This window comes from Actinoplanes sichuanensis (assembly GCF_033097365.1).
Classification (GTDB): domain Bacteria; phylum Actinomycetota; class Actinomycetes; order Mycobacteriales; family Micromonosporaceae; genus Actinoplanes; species Actinoplanes sichuanensis.
In genome coordinates, this window is record NZ_AP028461.1 from 10,490,590 (window position 1) to 10,509,120 (window position 18,531).

20 protein-coding genes and 1 tRNA gene are annotated in these 18,531 nt (G+C 69.9%); 12 read left to right on the forward strand and 9 right to left on the reverse strand.

What is annotated here, in order from left to right; all coding sequences use genetic code 11:
* The first annotated feature begins 15 nt into the window (after positions 1-15).
* From Q0Z83_RS48345 to Q0Z83_RS48370, 6 genes are all read left to right on the forward strand, one after another.
* Positions 16-363: a PadR family transcriptional regulator gene (locus Q0Z83_RS48345; protein ID WP_317790323.1), complete on the forward strand. Its 348-nt coding sequence runs from the start codon at positions 16-18 to the stop codon at positions 361-363.
* Entirely contained in the window at positions 360-1,181 is an 822-nt protein-coding gene (locus Q0Z83_RS48350) for a hypothetical protein (RefSeq protein WP_317790324.1), read from the forward strand. Before Q0Z83_RS48345 ends, Q0Z83_RS48350 begins: the two co-directional genes overlap by 4 nt.
* A complete protein-coding gene (locus Q0Z83_RS48355; protein WP_317790325.1) occupies positions 1,174-2,820 on the forward strand; it encodes an alpha-amylase family protein in 1,647 nt (548 codons plus the stop codon). Before Q0Z83_RS48350 ends, Q0Z83_RS48355 begins: the two co-directional genes overlap by 8 nt.
* A 73-nt stretch (positions 2,821-2,893) precedes the next feature.
* Complete coding sequence (gene fabG, locus Q0Z83_RS48360; protein ID WP_317790326.1) at positions 2,894-3,655, forward strand: 3-oxoacyl-ACP reductase FabG; 762 nt, start codon at positions 2,894-2,896, stop codon at positions 3,653-3,655.
* A 48-nt stretch (positions 3,656-3,703) separates the two neighbouring features.
* Positions 3,704-4,093, forward strand: a complete 390-nt coding sequence (locus Q0Z83_RS48365) for a hypothetical protein (RefSeq protein WP_317790327.1) — start codon at positions 3,704-3,706, stop codon at positions 4,091-4,093.
* 27 nt (positions 4,094-4,120) lie between these two features.
* On the forward strand, positions 4,121-5,551 hold the full coding sequence (locus Q0Z83_RS48370; RefSeq protein WP_317790328.1) for a glutathionylspermidine synthase family protein: 1,431 nt from the start codon (positions 4,121-4,123) through the stop codon (positions 5,549-5,551).
* Here the strand turns inward: Q0Z83_RS48370 and Q0Z83_RS48375 are convergent.
* Entirely contained in the window at positions 5,544-5,966 is a 423-nt protein-coding gene (locus tag Q0Z83_RS48375; RefSeq protein WP_317790329.1) for a hypothetical protein, read from the reverse strand. The genes Q0Z83_RS48370 and Q0Z83_RS48375 overlap by 8 nt on opposite strands.
* A complete protein-coding gene (locus tag Q0Z83_RS48380) occupies positions 5,959-6,324 on the reverse strand; it encodes a hypothetical protein (RefSeq protein WP_317790330.1) in 366 nt (121 codons plus the stop codon). Before Q0Z83_RS48380 ends, Q0Z83_RS48375 begins: the two co-directional genes overlap by 8 nt.
* Positions 6,325-6,402: 78 nt before the next feature.
* Here Q0Z83_RS48380 and Q0Z83_RS48385 point away from each other — a divergent pair, with 78 nt between their 5' ends.
* Both Q0Z83_RS48385 and Q0Z83_RS48390 read left to right on the forward strand, forming a co-directional pair.
* Positions 6,403-7,290, forward strand: coding sequence for a Gfo/Idh/MocA family protein (locus Q0Z83_RS48385; protein ID WP_317790331.1), 888 nt, complete (start codon positions 6,403-6,405; stop codon positions 7,288-7,290).
* Positions 7,291-7,604: 314 nt separating this feature from the next.
* A complete protein-coding gene (locus Q0Z83_RS48390) occupies positions 7,605-7,934 on the forward strand; it encodes a hypothetical protein (protein WP_317790332.1) in 330 nt (109 codons plus the stop codon).
* Between the two features lie 7 nt (positions 7,935-7,941).
* Here the strand turns inward: Q0Z83_RS48390 and Q0Z83_RS48395 are convergent, their stop codons facing one another.
* A complete protein-coding gene (locus tag Q0Z83_RS48395; protein WP_317790333.1) occupies positions 7,942-8,919 on the reverse strand; it encodes an AraC family transcriptional regulator in 978 nt (325 codons plus the stop codon).
* A gap of 296 nt (positions 8,920-9,215) precedes the next feature.
* Here Q0Z83_RS48395 and Q0Z83_RS48400 point away from each other — a divergent pair, with 296 nt between their 5' ends.
* The gene (locus Q0Z83_RS48400) at positions 9,216-9,572 is read left to right on the forward strand and encodes an STAS domain-containing protein (RefSeq protein WP_109591156.1); all 357 of its coding nucleotides are present in this window, start codon (positions 9,216-9,218) and stop codon (positions 9,570-9,572) included.
* 70 nt (positions 9,573-9,642) lie between these two features.
* Here the strand turns inward: Q0Z83_RS48400 and Q0Z83_RS48405 are convergent, their stop codons facing one another.
* The 3 genes from Q0Z83_RS48405 to Q0Z83_RS48415 are packed head-to-tail and all read right to left on the reverse strand — an operon-like array spanning position 9,643 to position 12,282.
* On the reverse strand, positions 9,643-11,196 hold the full coding sequence (locus Q0Z83_RS48405) for an MDR family MFS transporter (RefSeq protein ID WP_317790334.1): 1,554 nt from the start codon (positions 11,194-11,196) through the stop codon (positions 9,643-9,645).
* The gene (locus tag Q0Z83_RS48410) at positions 11,193-11,783 is read right to left on the reverse strand and encodes a TetR/AcrR family transcriptional regulator (protein ID WP_317790335.1); all 591 of its coding nucleotides are present in this window, start codon (positions 11,781-11,783) and stop codon (positions 11,193-11,195) included. The genes Q0Z83_RS48405 and Q0Z83_RS48410 overlap by 4 nt, the downstream gene beginning before the upstream one ends.
* Before the next feature lie 40 nt (positions 11,784-11,823).
* Positions 11,824-12,282, reverse strand: a complete 459-nt coding sequence (locus Q0Z83_RS48415; RefSeq protein ID WP_317790336.1) for a hypothetical protein — start codon at positions 12,280-12,282, stop codon at positions 11,824-11,826.
* A 61-nt stretch (positions 12,283-12,343) separates the two neighbouring features.
* On the opposite strand from Q0Z83_RS48415, the gene Q0Z83_RS48420 reads away from it, so the two are divergent.
* The 3 genes from Q0Z83_RS48420 (at position 12,344) to Q0Z83_RS48430 (ending at position 16,318) form a co-directional block, all read left to right on the forward strand.
* On the forward strand, positions 12,344-12,703 hold the full coding sequence (locus tag Q0Z83_RS48420; protein ID WP_317790337.1) for an SgcJ/EcaC family oxidoreductase: 360 nt from the start codon (positions 12,344-12,346) through the stop codon (positions 12,701-12,703).
* 79 nt (positions 12,704-12,782) lie between these two features.
* On the forward strand, positions 12,783-14,360 hold the full coding sequence (locus tag Q0Z83_RS48425; protein ID WP_317790338.1) for a serine/threonine-protein kinase: 1,578 nt from the start codon (positions 12,783-12,785) through the stop codon (positions 14,358-14,360).
* A 77-nt stretch (positions 14,361-14,437) separates the two neighbouring features.
* On the forward strand, positions 14,438-16,318 hold the full coding sequence (locus tag Q0Z83_RS48430; protein WP_317790339.1) for a capsular polysaccharide synthesis protein: 1,881 nt from the start codon (positions 14,438-14,440) through the stop codon (positions 16,316-16,318).
* Positions 16,319-16,836: 518 nt separating this feature from the next.
* On the opposite strand, the gene Q0Z83_RS48435 is transcribed toward Q0Z83_RS48430, so the two are convergent.
* From Q0Z83_RS48435 to Q0Z83_RS48445, 3 genes are all read right to left on the reverse strand, one after another.
* Positions 16,837-16,908 (reverse strand) — tRNA-Arg (locus tag Q0Z83_RS48435).
* A 105-nt stretch (positions 16,909-17,013) separates the two neighbouring features.
* Positions 17,014-17,655, reverse strand: coding sequence for a DUF305 domain-containing protein (locus tag Q0Z83_RS48440; protein WP_378078759.1), 642 nt, complete (start codon positions 17,653-17,655; stop codon positions 17,014-17,016).
* 3 nt (positions 17,656-17,658) lie between these two features.
* Positions 17,659-18,453, reverse strand: coding sequence for a DUF3105 domain-containing protein (locus Q0Z83_RS48445; protein ID WP_317790341.1), 795 nt, complete (start codon positions 18,451-18,453; stop codon positions 17,659-17,661).
* Positions 18,454-18,531: the final 78 nt, after the last annotated feature.

Sequence of the window (18,531 nt, forward strand, 5' to 3'; positions counted from 1 at the left end):
GTATATGCTTCGGCTATGACTGAGACGCCGATGCGGGAGCCGACGTTTCTCGTGCTCACCGCCCTGGCCGAGGAGCCACGCCACGGTTACGCCGTGATCGAGGACGTGGCCGGTATGACCGGTGGGCGGGTGCGGCTGCGCGCAGGCACCCTCTACGCCGCCCTCGACCGGCTACGCGCCGAGGGCCTGATCGAGGTCGACCGCGAAGAGGTGGTGCAGTCCCGGCTGCGGCGCTACTACCGGCTCACGGGGGCCGGCGAGCAGAGCCTGGCCACCGAGACCGCCCGCCTACGCGCCCAGGCGACCATCGCCGAGCGCCGCCTGCACGCCCGCCAGACCCGACTCGGGGGAGCCACCACGTGAGCAGCCTGGAGATTCGTTACCGCCGCCTGATGCGGATCTATCCGGCCGGCCACCGGGCCGCCTACGAGGAGGAGATGATCGGCGTCCTGATGTCCGGTGCCGAGCCCGGCCGCCGCTTTCCCTCCCCGGCCGATGCGATCGACCTGGTCCGCGCGGGCCTCACCGCCCGATTCGGCCGGGCCGTCCACCTCCAGAGGGGTACGGGCTGGCGCGACGCCGCCGCTGTGACGGCCCTGCTGGGCGCCATGCTGCTGGCCGGCACCGCGATCAATCGCCTGGTCGCCGGCCTGACGCTGTGGGCCGACGGCGACCCGATGCGGTTGCGCGGCGTCGAGGGTCTGATCCTGCTCGACCCCGCGCTGCGCACCCTGGCCTGGTCGCTGCTCGTGGTCGCCGCGGTGCTCGGCATGCGCCGGGCCGCCGTCGGCCTCGCTGCCGGCGGCGTGCTGGCCCAGACGATCGTCGTGGCCCTGTGGGCGGGTCCACTGTGGGCGAGTTCGCTCCCGTGGTGGTATCTGAGCGTGAGCTGGACCTTCGCCGCAGGGGCGGCGACCCTCGCGCTCACCGTCGTCGCCGCGCGGGGGCGTACCCCTCGTGCGGTGCTACGCCGCCCCGGTCCGGGGGTGTTCGGCCGGATCGGCGTGCTGACCGCGGTGCTCGCCACGGTCTGTGTGGTGCCGCCGCCGTCGCTCTATCTGATCGACGTGGTGCCGGCGGCGCTGATCCCGATCGTGGTCCTCGTCGCCGGTGTCGGCCTGCTACGGGGCTGGACGCGTTTCGCCTCGACCAGAGCCGGACATGTAAGGGCGCATGAGTGACCGGTGGTATTCCAAGGCCGTCGTCTACTGCCTCGACATCGACTCGTTCGCCGACTCCGACGGGGACGGCTGCGGTGACATCCGCGGCCTGATCGGGCGGCTCGACTACCTGTCCCGGCTCGGGATCAACTGCCTGTGGCTCAACCCGATCCACCCGTCGCCGGGTAAGGACGACGGCTACGACGTGTCCGATTTCTATAACGTGGATCCCCGGTTCGGCACGCTGGGTGACTTCGCCGAGCTGTTGCACCAGGCCGCCAACCGGGGCATCAAGGTGATCATCGACCTGGTGGTCAACCATGTGTCCGATCAACACCCGTGGTTCCAGTCGGCACGATCGTCGCCGGACTCGCCGTACCGTGACTGGTTCGTCTGGAGCGAGACCGCGCCGGCCGACCGCAACCAGGGGATGGTCTTCCCCGGCGAGCAGGCCGAGACGTGGTCGTACGACCGGACGGCGAAGCTCTGGTATTACCACCGGTTCTACAAGTTCCAGCCGGACCTGGACATCCGGAACCCCGAGGTGCGGGCCGAGATCAAGAAGATCTGCGCGTTCTGGCTGCAGCTCGGGGTGTCCGGGTTCCGGATGGACGCGGTGCCGTTCATCATCGAGGAGACCGAGCCGGGCAACCCGACCGCGCCGATGGACTTCGGCTTCCTCAGCGAGCTGCGCCAGCACGTGCAGTGGCGCAAGGGCGACGCGGTCCTGCTGGCCGAGGCCAATGTCGAGCCGGACAAGCTGGTGACCTACTTCGGCGACGAGGGCGGGTCCGGCAACCGCATCCACATGCTGTTCGACTTCATGCTCAACGCGCGGCTGGTGCTCGGTCTGGCCCGGCAGGACACCGAGCCGATCATCGACGCGCTGCGGGACTCGCCGAAACTGCCGGACGGCGGCCAGTGGGCCACCTTCCTGCGCAACCACGACGAGATCGACCTGTCCCGGCTCACCGCCGAGCAGCGCAAGGACGTCCTCGACCAGTTCGGACCGGACGAGAGCATGCAGCTGTACGGCCGCGGCATCCGTCGTCGCCTGGCTCCGATGCTCGGCAACGACCGTCGGCGGATCGAGCTGGCGTACGCGCTTCAGTTCAGCCTCCGTGGCACGCCGGTGCTGCGGTACGGCGAGGAGATCGGGATGGGGGAGAACCTGGAGCTGGACGGGCGCTATGCCATCCGTACCCCGATGCAGTGGAACAACCTGCCGAACGGCGGGTTCTCCAGCGCGGATCCGAAACAGGTGATCCGGCCGGTGATCTCGGGTGGCGAATACGGCTACGAGACGGTCAACGCGACGCTCCAGCGGCACGATCCGAAATCGCTGCTGTCGTGGTTCGAGCGGATGATCCGTACCCTCCGCGAGGCGCCCGAGATCGGCAGCGGCGCCTGCACCCACGTCGACGTCCCCGCACCGAGGGGCATCCTGGTGCATCGCGCCGACGCCGATACCGGAACCATGCTGTTCGTGCACAATCTGGGTACCGAGGCGGGCGAGGTCGACCTGAGCAGCCTGGCCGCCGAGGCCGAGTTCCCGAACGACGTGCTGGCCGACCAGGAGTATCCGGAACCGGGGAAATTCGACAAGATCAGCGTTGCGGGGTACGGATACCGGTGGATCCGGATGCGCAGAACCGCCTGACCCGGTTTAGCATCGGCTTCCAGCAGCGTGGATCACCACCTTCCAGCAGCGTGGACAACTTCCGGAGGCCGCAATGTCGCAGTCCGTACCTCGTGTCGCCATCGTGACCGGAGCCGCGCGCGGCATCGGCGCGGCGGTCGCCCGCAAACTAGCCGCCGACGGCATGGCGGTCGCGGTCGTCGACCTGGACGAGAAATCCGGCACCGAGACCGTCGACGCGATCGCGGCGGCGGGCGGCTCCGCCATCGCGATCGGTGCGGACGTGGCCGACTCCGATCAGGTGCGGGCGGCCGTCGACCGGACCGTGGCCGAGTTGGGTGCGCCGACCGTGCTGGTCAACAACGCCGGGGTGCTGCGTGACAACCTCCTCTTCAAGATGTCCGAGGACGACTGGGACACCGTGATGGCCGTCCACCTGCGCGGTGCCTTCCTGTTCAGCAAGGCCGTCCAGGAGCACATGGTCGCCGCGAAGTACGGCCGGATCGTCAGCCTGTCCAGCACGTCCGCGCTCGGCAACCGGGGCCAGGCCAACTACGCCGCGGCGAAGGCCGGCCTGCAGGGCTTCACCAAGACGCTCGCCATCGAGCTCGGCAAGTTCGGCATCACGGCGAACGCGGTCGCGCCGGGCTTCATCGTGACCGACATGACCCGGGCCACCGCGGCCCGCATCGGGGTCGACTTCGACGACTTCGAGAAGGCGACGGTGAGTCAGATTCCGGTCGCCCGGGCCGGTCGCCCCGAGGACGTCGCCAATACCGTGTCGTTCCTCGTGAGCGAAGGCGCCGGGTTCGTTTCCGGACAGGTCGTATATGTCGCGGGCGGGCCGAGGGACTGACAGGTTAATGGTTACTGGCAACTTGCTGAGAAGAGTTACAAAGAAATCATGAACCGACGCATGAGCTCCCGGACCGTGTCGCTCACCAGCACGTTCCTGCTGCTGGCAGCGGGTGGCCTGGCCGCGTGCGACACCGACGAATATGTGGACGAGGGCTTCTACTGTGCCGACGCCGACGGGACGATCGTCGACGAGGACCTCTGCGACGACGACGGCGGCGGCGGCGGTGGCGGTGGTTTCTTCATCTGGCACTCGTCGGGGTACCGGTCGGGTTACCCGGTCGGCTCCAAACTGCCCGCCGGTGGCACTAAATTCGCCTACAACGACGCGGCGTCCCGATCCAAGTTCGGTCTCCCGTCCAGCGGGAAGATCAGCAACGGCACGGTGAAGACGAGTGTCGTGGGTAAGGGCGGCAGCGGATCGTCGTCGGGGGGCTGACATTTGCGGCGGATTCCGCACGGGCCGGTGCGTGACGGGTGGCGGCTCACCAACTACAGCCTCGGCCTGACCTACAACGACGACGTCCTGCCCGACGGGACGACGTATTCGTACTGGCAGGAGGGGCCGTACTACGACTTCACGGCGGCCGAGATCGAGGAACTGGAGACGGCGAGCTCGACCCTCTACGCGATGTGCCTGGAGGCCGGCGACTGGATGGCCGGTCAGTGCCCACGGCGTACCGTCGAAGGCCGTAGGCAGGGATACTTCACCTCGATCTGCACCGCCGAGTCGTGTTTCCTGACCCGGATCGGGATCCCCGAGTACACCCACGAGCAGATCCTGCGTACCTGGTTCGACGGCGACGCCGAGACCTGGACCCACCAGGACAAGGACCCGGACGGACGGCTGCCGATGCAGACGCCGGACTATTCGCCGACCGTCTACGGGCGTTTCGATCTCTGGTACAACGGGGCCGGCACCGTCCCGCGGCTGCTCGAGTTCAACGCGCAGACTCCCACCTCGCTGATCGAGGCCGCGGTCATCCAGTGGCACTGGATGGACCAGACCGGGGTGGCCCGGCACGAGTGGCGCCAGTGGAACTCGATCCACGAGCGCCTGGTCGGCTGGGAGGCCACCCCGGGTGAGCCCGGTGATCCGGGCGCCTGGCGCCGCAACATCGGCAAACTCCGCGAGGCACGGCCGTGGCTGCCGGAGAAACCCAAGATCTTCTTTGCGTACGAGACGTCCGAGACCTCGGGTGAGGACCGGATGAACGTCGCGTACCTGATGGCCACCGCGGAGGAGGCCGGGTTCCCGGTCGAGCTGATCGCGATGAGCCAGATCGGCTGGGACGTCGCCGGGGACCGGGTCCTCTTCGTCCCGGCGCCGGGTCAGGAGCACCGCGCCGAGCCGATCGACGTGATCTTCATGCTCTACCCGTGGGAGTGGTTCTGGCACGAGGAGGGCGGCAAGGCCTTCTTCCGGAACATGGCCGACCCGCAGAAACGCGGCACCGTCTGGATGGAGCCGCCCTACAAGGCGGCACTGCTCGGCAACAAGGCGCTGCTGCCGGTGCTGTGGAAGCTCTTCGGCGACGACCCCGAGCGCGGGAAGTACCTCCTGCCCGCCTACTTCGCCGAGTCGTCCGGGGCGGCGAAACTGACGTCCTACGCGAAGAAACCGGTGTGGGGCCGCGAGGGCGGCTCGGTCACGCTGGTCCGCGACGGCGTCCCGGTGACCGACGTGCCCTCCGAGTACGGTTCGGATGGGCGCTACGTCGTCCAGGAGCTGTGTGAACTGCCCACCTTCGACGGCCTGGAAGGGCCGGTGCACCCGGTGATCGGCGCCTGGCTGATCGACGGCGAACCGGCCGGCATGGGCATCCGAGAGGGCCTGGGCACAGCCGGCCTGGTGACCACGAACACCTGCAACTTCCTACCCCACGTGATCAGCTGACCGGCTTGTGCCGCCAGATCCACCACAGGCCCACGAACGGCAGGACCAGCGGCACGTAGCCGTACCCGCTGCCGAAGTGCGACCAGACCGTGTCGTCCGGGAAGGCCACCGCGTCCACGATGCTCAGCGTGCCGATCACCAGTACGCCGATCAGCTCGATGGTGCAGCTGACCAGGGCGATCCGGCGACCGCTGGGGCCGCCCCGGGCCAGGCCCACGGTGGCGGCGATGTAGACCAGGCCGGCGAAGGCGGAGAGCAGGTAGGCGAGCGGCGCCTCGGCGAAGTGCGTGGTGATCTGCACCAGGGCGCGGGCGCTCGCGGACAGCGCGAACACGCCGTAGACGAGCAGCAGGACACGGCCGACGCCGGAGCCGAGAGCGGCGTCGGCCGGACGGACGGTGGTGTTCTCAGGCAACGGTCACCGACGCGATCTGCTGCAGGCGCAGCACGAGGACGGGCAGGATCAGGCAGGCGATCCCGAGGGTCAGGTTGCCCCAGCGGGTCGGCTCCATCTTGGCCAGGATCATCCCGGTCGGGATCAACCCGATCGTGGTGACCAGATAGCCGGCGAACGTGCCGATGTCGGCGGGCTGCTCGTCGCCGAACAGGCCGGCCACCGCGACCACGATGAGAATCGTGGCCAGTACGGTCAGCGCGGCGCCGGCGATCATGTCGATGCGGCTCGGCGCCCGGTCGAGTGCTGTCCGAATCAGATACCACGCCGCCAGGACGAGGGCGGCGACGATTGTCGCCGTCGACAGGGGTCCGTTCACCCGGCCAGGTTACTGAGGCCGTTCCGGCCTGGTAACTTCCGGCCCGGGAGATCAAGAACGCGAGGGCGGGGCTAACCGGTGCGCTTCGGACTATTCGGTACGGGACCATGGGCTCAACTGGCGCACGCGCCGGGGCTGGCCGCGCATTCCGGCGTCGAGTTCGCCGGCGTCTGGGGGCGGGACCCGCGGAAGGCGGCCGACCTGGCCGACCGTTACGGCGTTCCGGCGTACAGCGACGCCGACGCGCTGATCGCCGACGTCGACGCGGTCGCGATCGCGCTCCCGCCGGACGTGCAGGCGCCACTCGCGCTGCGGGCGGCCCGGGCCGGCCGGCACCTCCTGCTGGACAAGCCGATCGCGTTGCGTACCGAGGACGCCGAAGCCCTGGCCGACGCGGCGGGTGAGGTGGCTTCGGTGGTCTTCTTCACCCGCCGGTTCACGCCCGAGCTGGACGGCTTCGTCACCGAGGCGGCGGCCACCGGCGGCTGGGCCGAAGCCCGGATCGACCACCTCGGCTCGATCTTCGTGCCGGACAATCCGTTCGGCGCGTCACCGTGGCGGCGGGAACGCGGCGGTCTCTGGGATGTCGGTCCGCACGCGCTCGCCGTGGTGCTGCCGGTGCTCGGGCCGGTGGCCGAGGTGACCGCCGTGGCAGGGCCTCGTGACCTGACGTTCGTGCTGCTCAAGCACGTGAGCGGGGCGGTCAGCCGGTTCACCTTGGCGGTGGACGCGCCGCCCGCGGCGGCCCGCGAGGAGGCCGTCTTCGCCGGGGACGCCGGAGTCCGGGAGGTGCCGCGCGGCCGGTGGGATCCGGCTGACGCGCTGGGCCGGGCCATCGACCAGCTGCTCGTCGCGGCCGGTGGTGGCCCGTCGTCCGCCGTCGACGTCCGTTTCGGTGCGGCCGTGACCGCGGTCCTGGCCGCCGCCGAGCGCTCCCTCGCCGAAGGCGCCACGGTCACCATCTGACCGGGCTGGTCGTGGGTGCTGCCGCGACACGGTCGTGGCGGCCCGGCGGACACGCGGTGTAATGGGCGTATTGATCGCTCCTTAGCCGAACTGAGCGCTAACTGGACAGAACCTGCGCGTTACGGATGGACGCATAGTAGCGAGCCGAATACATTTTCGCCTTGTCACGTGCACCGGGGGCCGAATCGCCCGGCGGTGGCGTCCGCGGGCCCGCGAACGCTGCCGAGTACGTGTCGGGGTGAGGGGATGCACTGCATGACCGACCGCACAGCCAGAGGTATGGACGTTCCGGTCCGTCGCGGGGGAGCGCGGTCGTGACCGGCCTGTGGGATGCCGAGCGAGACGCCTCCGAGGTCGCGCAGGCGCTGGCCGGCCTGGCCGCCCTGCTGCGGGAAGAGGCGCCCGCCGACCCCCGCGTGCTGCGGAGCCTGGCCGAGAACGGCGGGGCGGCCGCCGAGCGTGTGGTGGCGTACCTGCGCCGGCAATGCGCTCCCGGTGACGGTGAGATGGCCACCGTGCCGCCACGGCTGGCGGCCTGGCGCGACTGGGTTCCACCACGCGGCCACCTGTTCGGGGTGCCGGGCGCGGACCGTCAGTCCGACGATGTGGCCCAGCCGCGGCGCTGTGGTGACCCGGGGGAGTGACACCCGTTCAGGTGGTCGTCCGCAGGGTCTCCGACGGTGACTCTCCGAAGCGTTTCCGATAGGCGGACGCGAACCGACCCAGGTGTGCGAATCCCCATCGGTGCGCCACATCGGCCACGGTGATCATGGCCGGGTCGCCGGTGCGGAGCGTTTCGTGCGCACGGGTGAGCCGGACCTGTTGCAGGTACGCCATGGGCGCGCTGCCGATGTGCCGACGGAACCCGGACTGCAGCGAGCGGATGCTGGTCCCGGCGATGGCCGCCAGTTCGCCGACGGTGAACGCGTGTTCCGGCTCGCCGCTGATCGCGTCCAGGACCCGGCGGATCGGTCGGGGCGGTCCCGGGGTGGGCGGCGCCACGAGTTCGGCGGCGTACCGGTGCGGAACGCTCAACAGCAGCCCGCTGAGCACACTGCTGCACAGCTGTTCGGCGATCAGCGGCTCGAAGATCAGGCTGCTCTCGTGTTCGAGCTCGTCGCGGAGCAGCCGGATCAGGCGGCTCCAGCTGTGTGCCGGTCCCTCGGTGAGATCGAAGGCGGCCGGCAGGTCGATCGGGCCGTCGATCGGATGGCCGAGGAGCGCGACCAGCTCCGCCTCCAGCGCCCAGCTCTCGATCCGGACAGCCAGCTCCGCGGTGTTCGGCTCCTGGCGCAGCCGGACCCGGTCACCGGGCCGGAAGGCGAGCGCGGTGGCCGGCGTGGCGACCACCTCCTGCCCGCCCCGGCAGGCGCGCACCAGCCCGGTGGTGGGCAGGGTGAGGTGGTAGGCGGACAGTGCCGGGAAGTCCAGGGTCGCGCTGGCGGCGAACGTGAGGTGGCCGACGGTCAGCGGTCCGAGTTGGATCACCTCCACCCCGAGTTTGAGATCTCCGGAGGCGGACACCGGGGGGTAGAAACGATTCAGGACCTGTCGGGCCCGATCGCCGTCGACGCTGTCGAAGTAGACGGTGTCCGGCGCCGGTGTGGCGCGCGGCAGGGCGTCAACCATGCCGCCTGGCGCTCCAAGGCATACGGTGAGTATTCGGTCAGGTGGGTGGACAGTCAACGTGCCCGCCACGCACTGACCGTTCCAGCACATTCCGGCCATATGAACTACTCTGGCGTTCCGCGCCTACGTGGCGTAACTTGCAGACCAGCGGATTGTTGTAGGAACGCGGGTTCCCGGTCGGCGTCCCCAGCGAACGCCGCTCAGCGCACGACCCCACTTCTTCGGTCGGCGCCACCGTGTCCCGCGGCAGGATCGGCGTCGGCTCAGAAGGCTGGGACGCCAGGAAGAGGGCAGCTGTGTATCTGCCGATCACGACCCGCCAGCTGGCCGACGGCACCGTAGAGATCGCCCCGAGTGGCGAGATCGATCTGGACAACGCTCACGTCATGCGGGACGCGGTCAACGACGTCCTGACCGGTATGACGCCGAGCCGGATCTGCCTGGACCTGCAACGGGTCATGCTGATCGACAGCATCGGGATCGGCATTCTGGTCGCCTGCTTCCACACGGCCGCCGCGAGCGGCGTGAAGCTGGTGGTCAGCCACCCGAGTGCCACGGTCTACCGGCAGCTCTGGGTGTCCGGGCTGGTCGGCCTGCTCGGGTGTGCCGAGCCGCCCACCCCGCGCACGTCGGTGGGCCTGCGCCCGTCCTGACCTTTGTCAGGTCTGTTTCACCCGTCCGGGGAGGGCCGGTCGACCGAAATCGACCGGCCTCCGGAACGGATCAGTGCAGGGTCGACTCCTGCTTGAGCCGTTCGTCACCGGAAAGGGTGGAGAGCGGCTTCTCCTTGATGAAGAGCACCGCGATCACCGCGAGGAACGCGATGGGTGCTCCGACGAGGAACAGGTCGGCGGTGGCCGTACCGTAGATCTCCTTGATCACCGTAAGGATCTCGGGCGGCAACGTCTCCAGGTCGGGGACCTTCGCCTCGCCGCCACCGGCGGCGGCGCCGAACTTCTCGGCGAAGAGCGTGGTGACCCGGTTGGTCAGGACGGCGCCGAGCGCGCTGACCCCGATCGAACCGCCCATGCTGCGGAAGAAGGTCAGCGCCGAGGTGGTGGCGCCGAGCTCGGCCGCCGGCACGTCGTTCTGGGCGGCCAGGACCAGGTTCTGCATGAGCAGGCCGACGCCGACGCCGAGCACCGCCATGTAGACCGAGATCACCGGCACGGCGGTGTGCGCGTCGATCGTGCTGAGCAGCAGCATTCCGGCCGTCATCACGATCGAGCCGCTGACCAGGTACGCCTTCCACTTCCCGAACTTGGTGATCAGCGCACCGGCTACGGTGGAGGAGACGAGCAGGCCGAAGATCATCGGTAGGCCCATCAGCCCGGCCACGGTCGGCGACTTGCCCAGCGAGACCTGGAAGTACTGGGAGAGGAAGACGGTCCCGCCGAACATCGCCACACCGACCAGCACGCTGGCGACGATGGCCAGGGTGACCGTGCGGTGCCGGAAGATGCCGAGCGGGATGATCGGCTCGGTGGCCTTCGACTCGACCCAGACGGCCAGCGCGAGGATCACCACACCGGCGCTCACCAGCGCGGCGGTCTGCCAGGAGGCCCAGTCGAAGTGCTGACCGGCCAGGGTGGACCAGACCAGCAGAGTGCTCACGCCCACGGTGATCAACAGTGCGCCCAGCCAGTCGATGCTCACCTCGCGGCGGACCACCGGCAGGTGCAGGGTCTTCTGCAGCAGCGCGATCGCGATCAGCGAGAACGGGACGCCGACCAGGAAGCACCAGCGCCAGCCGAGCCATGAGGTGTCCACCAGGACGCCGCCGATCAGCGGACCGGCGATCGTCGCGACACCGAACACCGCGCCGAACATGCCCGAGTAGCGGCCCAGCTCGCGCGGCGGGATCATCGCGGCCATCACGATCATCGCGAGCGCGGTCATGCCGCCCGCGCCGACGCCCTGGATGATCCGGCTGACCAGGAGCACCTCGACGTTCGGGGTGAAGCCGGCGACCAGCGAACCGACCACGAACAGGCCGAGGGAGAGCTGGATCAGCAGCTTCTTGCTGTACAGGTCGGCCATCTTGCCCCAGAGCGGGACGGTGGCCGTCATGGCGAGCAGCTCGGTGGTGACGATCCAGGTGTAGACGGACTGGCTGCCGTCCAGGTCGGCGATGATCCGGGGCAGCGCGTTGGCGACCACGGTGGAGGCCAGGATGCTGACGAACATGCCGAGCATCAGGCCGGACAGGGCCTGCACCACCTCCTTGTGGGACATCCGGCCGGAGGCTTCGGCGGTTTCGGGTTCTACTGCGGTCATCGGCTTTCTTTCAGATCGTGGAGGATGGCGAAGGCTTCACGGGCGTGTTCGATCAGCGGGCGGGCGTCGCCCGCCTCGGCCCAGCGGATCAGCGCGACCCGGACGGCGGCGTTGGCGACCGCGGCGACGACCTGCGGACGGGTGTGGTCCGGGGTGCAACCGCAGAACTCGGCGACGGCATGGGACAGCCGCTGTTCGGCCGAGGCCGCGGCGGCGATGAGCAGCGGCAGCAGCTGTGGATTGGCGGCGATCACGCGCATCCGGAGCAGCCAGAGGTCACGATCGCGCTGGATCTGCTCGAAGGCCGGTGCCAGTGCCTCCAGAAGGGCGTCCAGCAGCGGCCGTCCGGCCGGGAGGAGCGGGTCGCCACAGTCGGCCAGGGGATCGCCGACGAGGGCGTCCTCCTTGGTGGCGAAGTAGTTGAAGAACGTACGCGGCGACACCTCGGCGGCCGCGCTGATCTCGTCGGTGGTCACCCGGTCGGCGCCGCGCTCGTCGGCGAGCCGGAGGGCGGCCGTGATCAGGGCCAGGCGGGTCTGCCGGCGTTTGAGTTCCCGGCGTCCGGGCAGGGTCGGGTCCGCGTCCACCCCGCGAGGTTAGATGCGAGCTTGCAGTTTCTGCAAAGTTTTAATCGTTGAGCTGAGCCCGCTCGATCTCGGCCAGCGACGCGGTCCACCACGGCCCGACCTCCCGGCCGGCCAGCAGGTCGGTGAGCAACACCACGGCGTTACGGGCTAGCGCGTTCGGTTTCGGCGGAGTCGTCCCGTCCTCGTCGAGCACGCCCAGCGCGGCGGCCAGCAGCCAGAGGACCACCTGCGGATCCGCCTCCGGCCACGACCGCACACAACTCGCCAGCGCGGCGCGCACGTCATCGGCGGTCAGCCCGTCCGGATGCCCGTCCTCCAGCAGCAGCCGAACCGCCGTACCCAGGACCAGGCCGGTCCGGGCCGGGTCGAGCGCCGCCAGATCCGCCGTCGCCTCGTCGAGTGCGGCATGGTCGGCGGCCCGGACCGCGGCGACCCCGGCGGTGGCCGCGGCCGCGATCGGGCGGGCCGGTGCGGGTAGATGCCGCTGGCTATCCGTCATGGAGGAGACCCTACGGCCGTCCGACTGGCAGGGTGGGATGGGTACCGGGAGGGAGACGGGGATGACGAGCCTGGACGCGGTGACCGCCTGGGTGGAGAAGTACCGCAAGGCGTGGGAGTCGAACGACCCGCACGACATCCGTGAACTGTTCGCCGACGACGCCGCCTATTTCACGGCGCCCTACGCGAAACCGTGGATCGGCCGGGAGGCGATCGTCTCCAACTGGCCGGCCCGGCAGGACCGCCCGCACAGCATCGGCTTCGCCTGGCACCCGCTGATCGTCACCGAGGAGATGTCGGTGATCGAGGCGTCCACCAGCTATCCGCGGCGACGTTTCCGCAACCTGTGGGTGCTGCGCCTGGACCTCACGTGTCAGGCCCGGCAATTCACTGAATGGTGGATGCAGGAACCGTCCGAATAAATGTGAATGTGAAACATGAATGGAATTCGAGTGGAGCTCGGATGTGCGAATTCGCCGCCATTTCGGCAAACTTCGTCGAGTGGAGGCGGATCGGAAACTCGGCGGCCGGTACCGGCTGGAGAACGAACTCGGCCGTGGCGGTATGGCGGTCGTCTGGCGTGCCCTCGACGAGGTGCTGGACCGCCCGGTCGCGGTCAAGGTGCTCGCCGGGCGCTACGCCGGTGACGACCGGTTCCGGGCCCGGATCCTGCACGAGGCACGGACCGCGGCCACCCTGTCGCACCCGAACATCGCGCAGATCTACGACTTCGGCGAGTGCGACGACGACGGGCCGGCGGTCCCCTATGTGGTGATGGAGTTGGTCAACGGCCCCACCCTTCAGCAGCGCGTCAACCGTGGGCCGATTCCGCCGCGCACCGTCTTCCGGATCTGTGGCGAGGTGGCCACCGCCCTCGCCGTCGCCCACGAGGACGGGCTCGTGCACCGCGACATCAAACTCGGCAACATCATGGTCACCCCGGCCGGGGCCAAGGTCGTCGACTTCGGCATCGCCGCCGTCGCCGGACCCGCGGCACCCGAGGACGCCCTGCTCGGCACGCCCGCCTACCTCGCTCCGGAACGCCTCACCGGCGGCGCCATCGAGCCCGCCTCCGACATCTACGCGCTCGGTGTGCTGCTCTACCGGCTCCTCTCCGGCGTCCAGCCGTGGAGCGTCGAGACCACCACGCAGATGCTCAAGGCGCACATCTACCAGGAACCCATTCCGCTGGCCGGCCAGACCGGGGTGCCCGACGAGATCATCGACCTGGTCACCCGGTGCCTGGCCAAGGACCCGGCCATCCGGCCGGACGCGGCGGAGGTGGCGGATCTGCTGGGCGACGCGGCCGAGGCGGCAACCCTTGATCTGGTACGGCCGAACGCGCCCGATTTCGCACATGAGGCGTCGAACGGCTCTCGCTTTTCAGGCGGAACCTCCGAGGGATCCGGGGCCGGCACCGACCCCGTGATCCAGGGCATGACATCGCTCACACCGGGGCCGCGCGGGACGGCTGCCGGCATCGGCACGGGGCGGGTGGCCGTACCGAGAGATTCGAAGAAGGCCAGGCTGGCCGCCGCAGCCGTCGTGGTGACCCTGGCCCTCGCCGTGCCGTTCTCGCTCGCCGCCGGCGACGATGACCCGGCCGGATCACCCGGTGTGGCCGCCCCGCCCGCCGCCTCACCGAAGGTGACCAGAAGCGGGTCGGCCGCCCCGGCCCGAGACCGGCCCACCGAGGCGATCAGCCACCCCGACCGCATCCAGCCGACCAGCGCGAATACCGTCTCGGCGGGAAGTGTCCCACCGCCCGTGCCGGAGCCGGCGGTTCCGTCGAAGCCCGGTCCGAAACCGAGCGTGACCGTGTCCGCCTCGCCATCCGGCACCGTGCCGGTGCCGCAGGGCACCCGCCTGGACTCGGCGGGCGGGTCGGTCTACGCGAAGTGCGTGACCGCCGGCGCCGAACTGCTGGCCTGGGAACCGCGCCCCGGATTCGTCACCGAGCGCGCCTACCCCGGCCCCGACCTGACCGTGGACGTGGTCTTCACCGGCGACCTGGCGCGCTACCGGATGACCGTGAACTGCGTCAGCGGACGGCCGTCCGGGGTGGTCCTGCCGTTGTAGGTCGGTTCGTCCGCGCACTGCCGAGCCGTGCCGGATGTCCGACTAAACTGCGGCGGCACGCTGCGAAAGGGACATCGATGACGGCGACCGCACCCGACGAATGGCTCACCCGGTTCCGGGCGGTGCTCCGCCGTGCCCCGCAGCCACAGTCCGCGCCCGCCGCGGCCCCGCCGTCGGTGCTCAACCTCGCCCCCGATCCCGGCTTCCGGGTCGCGCCGCACGGCGTCGACGTGCCCGATCCGGTCTCCGCCGAGCGAGTCGAGGTGCCCGGCCGGCCCGGCGTGACCGGCCTCAAGGTCACCGTGCCCGGCGGGGGCGGTGCCGCCGTGACACCCGCCCTGACCGCCCTGTCCGCCGGCACCTACACCGCGAGCGTGTCGGTCTACCTCGCCACGCCGCTGGACGGCCCGCCGCCGCGGGTGGCCGCCGAATGGGCGCTCGAGGAACCGGCTTCGGTCCGTTCGATGCCGGCCCGCAACGAGCACGGGCACCACCGGATCGCGGTCACGTTCACCATTCCGGACGGCGCCCGCGAGGCGCGGATCCGGCTCGGCGCCGGACCGGGCGACGCGATCTGGTACGACTTCGCGCTCACCGCCACCGAACGGCCGCTGCGGCACTTCGACGGGTTCACGCCCGATGACGCCGGCTACACCTATGCCTGGACGGGCGCGCCGAACGCCTCACCCTCCCGCCGGACCCTCGCCGCAGTCATCGGTTCGGTACCGGTCACCGGTTCCGCATCGCTCGTTCCCGAGACGCCGGAGGAGGCGGTGGCGCTGGGCGCGATGGTCGCCGGTGACCTACTGGCCGAGGCCCGGCTCGCGCTCGCGCTCGGCGACACCGCGGCCGCCGTCGGCGCGCTGCGGCAGGTCGTGAAAGCCGGCGACCCGGACGGCGAGGCGGCCTGGGAGCTGGGCCGACTCGCGCTCGCCGAGGAACGCTGGGCCGCCGCCGAACAACTCCTGCGCGGCGCGGTGGCGAAACGCCCGGAAGCCTTCGAACGCGGCTACGCGCTGGCCCTGGCCTACGACAAGCTCAAACGCCGGGACGACAGCCGCCAGGCCTCGGCCGCCGCCCTGATCCACGACACGAAACTGCCCTTCGACGGTACGGCCCTGCTCGACTCCGACGTCACGTCCTTCGGCGCCCGCCGGGAGGTGGGCATCTTCCTCGCCGAGCATCTCGCCCAGATCCGCGTGCAGGCCGGGCACCGCCTGGACCGGCCGGTGGACAGCACGTTCGACCAGCCGATCTTCATCTACTGGGCGCAGGGCTTCGACGCCGCGCCCCCGGTGGTGACGGCCTGTCTGGCCGCGCTGCGGGCCAACAATCCGGACTCCCGGGTGCACGAACTGTCACTGGCCAACATCGGCGCCTACGTCGATGTGCCGGAGGACCTGGCGGCCGCGCTCGAGGGTGACCACTACCACTTCTCCGACCTGCTGCGGATGCTGCTGCTGGAGAAGTTCGGCGGCATCTGGGTCGACGCCACCTGCCTGGTCACCGAGCCGCTGCGCCCACACATCGACCGGGCACTGGCCAAGGGCAGCGTGTTCGCCTTCACCTACACCGGTCCGTACCTGGTCAACTGGTTCCTGGCGAGCCGCCCGGACAGCTACGTCATGCACCTGTGGCGGGCCGCGTCGTTCCTGTGGTGGGAGAAGCGCGGCGAGATCGTCGACGTGCTCCTGCACCACCACATCTTCGAACTGTTGCATCGGCTGGACGACCGGTTCCGCACCGAATGGGACGCCGGCCTGCGGCTCAACGCGACACCGCCGCATGCGCTCCAGTCGGTGCTCCTCCGGCCGTACGACCAGGAGATGTTCCAGACGATCACGGAGGGGGCGTTCGTGCACAAACTGCGGCACCAACTCCCGTCCGGCTTCGGCGGCAGCGAGTCCTACCTGGCCCGGATCATCCGCGGCGACCACGGCGTGCGGGCCGACCGGTAACCGATCGCCGCACCCGACGCCACGCACAGGCCCACGGCGCCCCCGCAAGGTCCGTGACGGGCCGTCGAACGCGCGCCCTCGCAGCAACCGCAAGATCCGTGCCGCAGGTCGGGCCGGGCCCAGCGGGAGCCCATCGAGGGGCTTCGTGGCGCGGTTTCAGCCGGGCCTGGCGGCAGCCCCCGCAGATGTCGTGCCGCGGGTCGGAGTAGGCGCCGCCACAACCACCGCAAGCATTCATGACCCGGGTCTGAGTAGGCGCCGCTGCACTCACCGAAAGCATTCGTGAGGCGAGGTCTAAGTAGGCGCCGCCGCAGTCACCGCAAGCGTTCGTGGGGCGGGGTCGGAGCAGGCACCGCCGCAGTCATCGCAAGCGCTCGTGACGCGAGATCTAAGCAGGCGCCGCCGCAACCACCGCAAGCATTCGTGACGCGGGGTCTGGGGCCTCGGGCCCCAGGAGAAAAGAAAAACGAGCGACCAAGGTCCGCGTTCCCCGCGGACAGAGGCCACCCGTCGACTCGTGCCCCCGGCAGGATTCGAACCTGCGCTTTCGCCTCCGGAGGGCGACGCTCTATCCCCTGAGCTACGGGGGCTCAGTGATGATGAGCCTAGCAGGGGCCCCAGCGACCCGGCCAACCGGTATCGCCGAAAACGGACGGGCCGCCGGAAAATCCCGGCGGCCCGTCGATAGTGCCTGGTCAGGAAGCTGCGCCGAGCTTTTCCTGGAGGGCTTTCATGTCGGTCATCTCGCGCTGCTGGCTGTTGATGGTCAGCTGTGCGGCTTCGACGACCTCTTTGTCCGTGGAGACTTCGACGACCTCCTGGGCCATGTGCACGCCGCCCAGGTGGTGCTTGATCATCATCTGGAGGAAGAGGCGGTCGCCCTCGATGCCTTTCGACTCCCGGAGCTTCGTCATCTCCTCGGGGGTGGCCATGCCGGGCATCAGTCCGTTGACCACGCTCGCCGCGCCGTCCGGCATCCAGGCCATGGCGGGCTGGTCGCCTGTCGGCTGGAGGTTCCACTCGCGGAGCCAGGCCTGCATCATGCCGATCTGGCCCTGCTGGTTGAGGGCGATGTCGACACCCATGGTCCGCACTTCGGGGTCGGAGGCCTGCGCGTACGCGATGAGCCCCATCTCGACCGCCTGCGTGTGGTGGGTCGTCATGTCCCGGGCGAAGCCGGCCTCGGCGGAGTCGTCAGCCGGCAGCGTCTCGCCGCGCGGGACGAGGAAGCCGATGGCGACGCCGAGGACGAGCCCCACCACCAGCGCCACCGGGATCCAGTAGCTGAACCGGGACGGCGTGGGCGTGGGGTCGTCCGCTGACGGGGAGTCGGGCACGGGTCAGCCTTGCGGGGTGCTGCCGGTGACCGAGACGCCGCGGTCGCACAGCGCGGTCGGGCCCTCGATCGAGGCGTTGACCCGCAGCGCCTTGATGAACTCGTCGATCCGCGGGTCGTCCACCGTGTCGACCTTGAGCTGGTAGCCCCAGGCCTGGAGGGAGACGGCGTTGGTGAGACCGGGGAACGGGCTCATCATGGTCTTCTCTTTGCCCTCGACCTTGGCGGCGAGCGTGGCGACCTGGTCGGCCGGCAGGTCCGGTCGGTAGGCGAGCCACACCGTGCCGTGCTCGAGGCTGTGCACCGCATGCTCGTTCGGGATCGGTTCGGTGTAGACGACGCCGTTGCAGTTCTCCCAGGTGGGGTTGTGCTCACCGGCGACCGGCGGGGACTGGTCGTACTTCAGCACGCCGCTCTTGTGCTGGCTGCCCTTGACCAGGTCGGGGTTCGACTCGCGGTAGTTGACCAGGCCGGTGATGGCGGCGGCCCGCTCCGCCCACGGCACGGCGTTCTGCTTGTCGGTCTTGACCGAGGCGTAGACGCCCCAGCCGATGATGCCGACCGCGATGACGACGACGAGGCCGGCGACGGCGATCGGGCCCCAGTTGCGCCCGCCGGCGACCTTGACCGGCGTGACCGGCTTGCGACCCTTGCCGCCCTTACCGCCCTTGCCTGTCGGCCGGGAGCCGCCGGGCTTGTTGGCGCCGGAGCCGCCCGTGGGGGGCTTGCCCTGGCCGGTGGTCTTGCCGACCTTGACGGTGGACGGGACCCGTTCGGGCCCCGGGGTGCTCATGCTCATCGTGCCTCGTCGATTCGTCAAAACGGGAAGGGGCGGGGCTCGGGTGGCCGCCGAACGCCGAAGTCTACCCCCGATAGC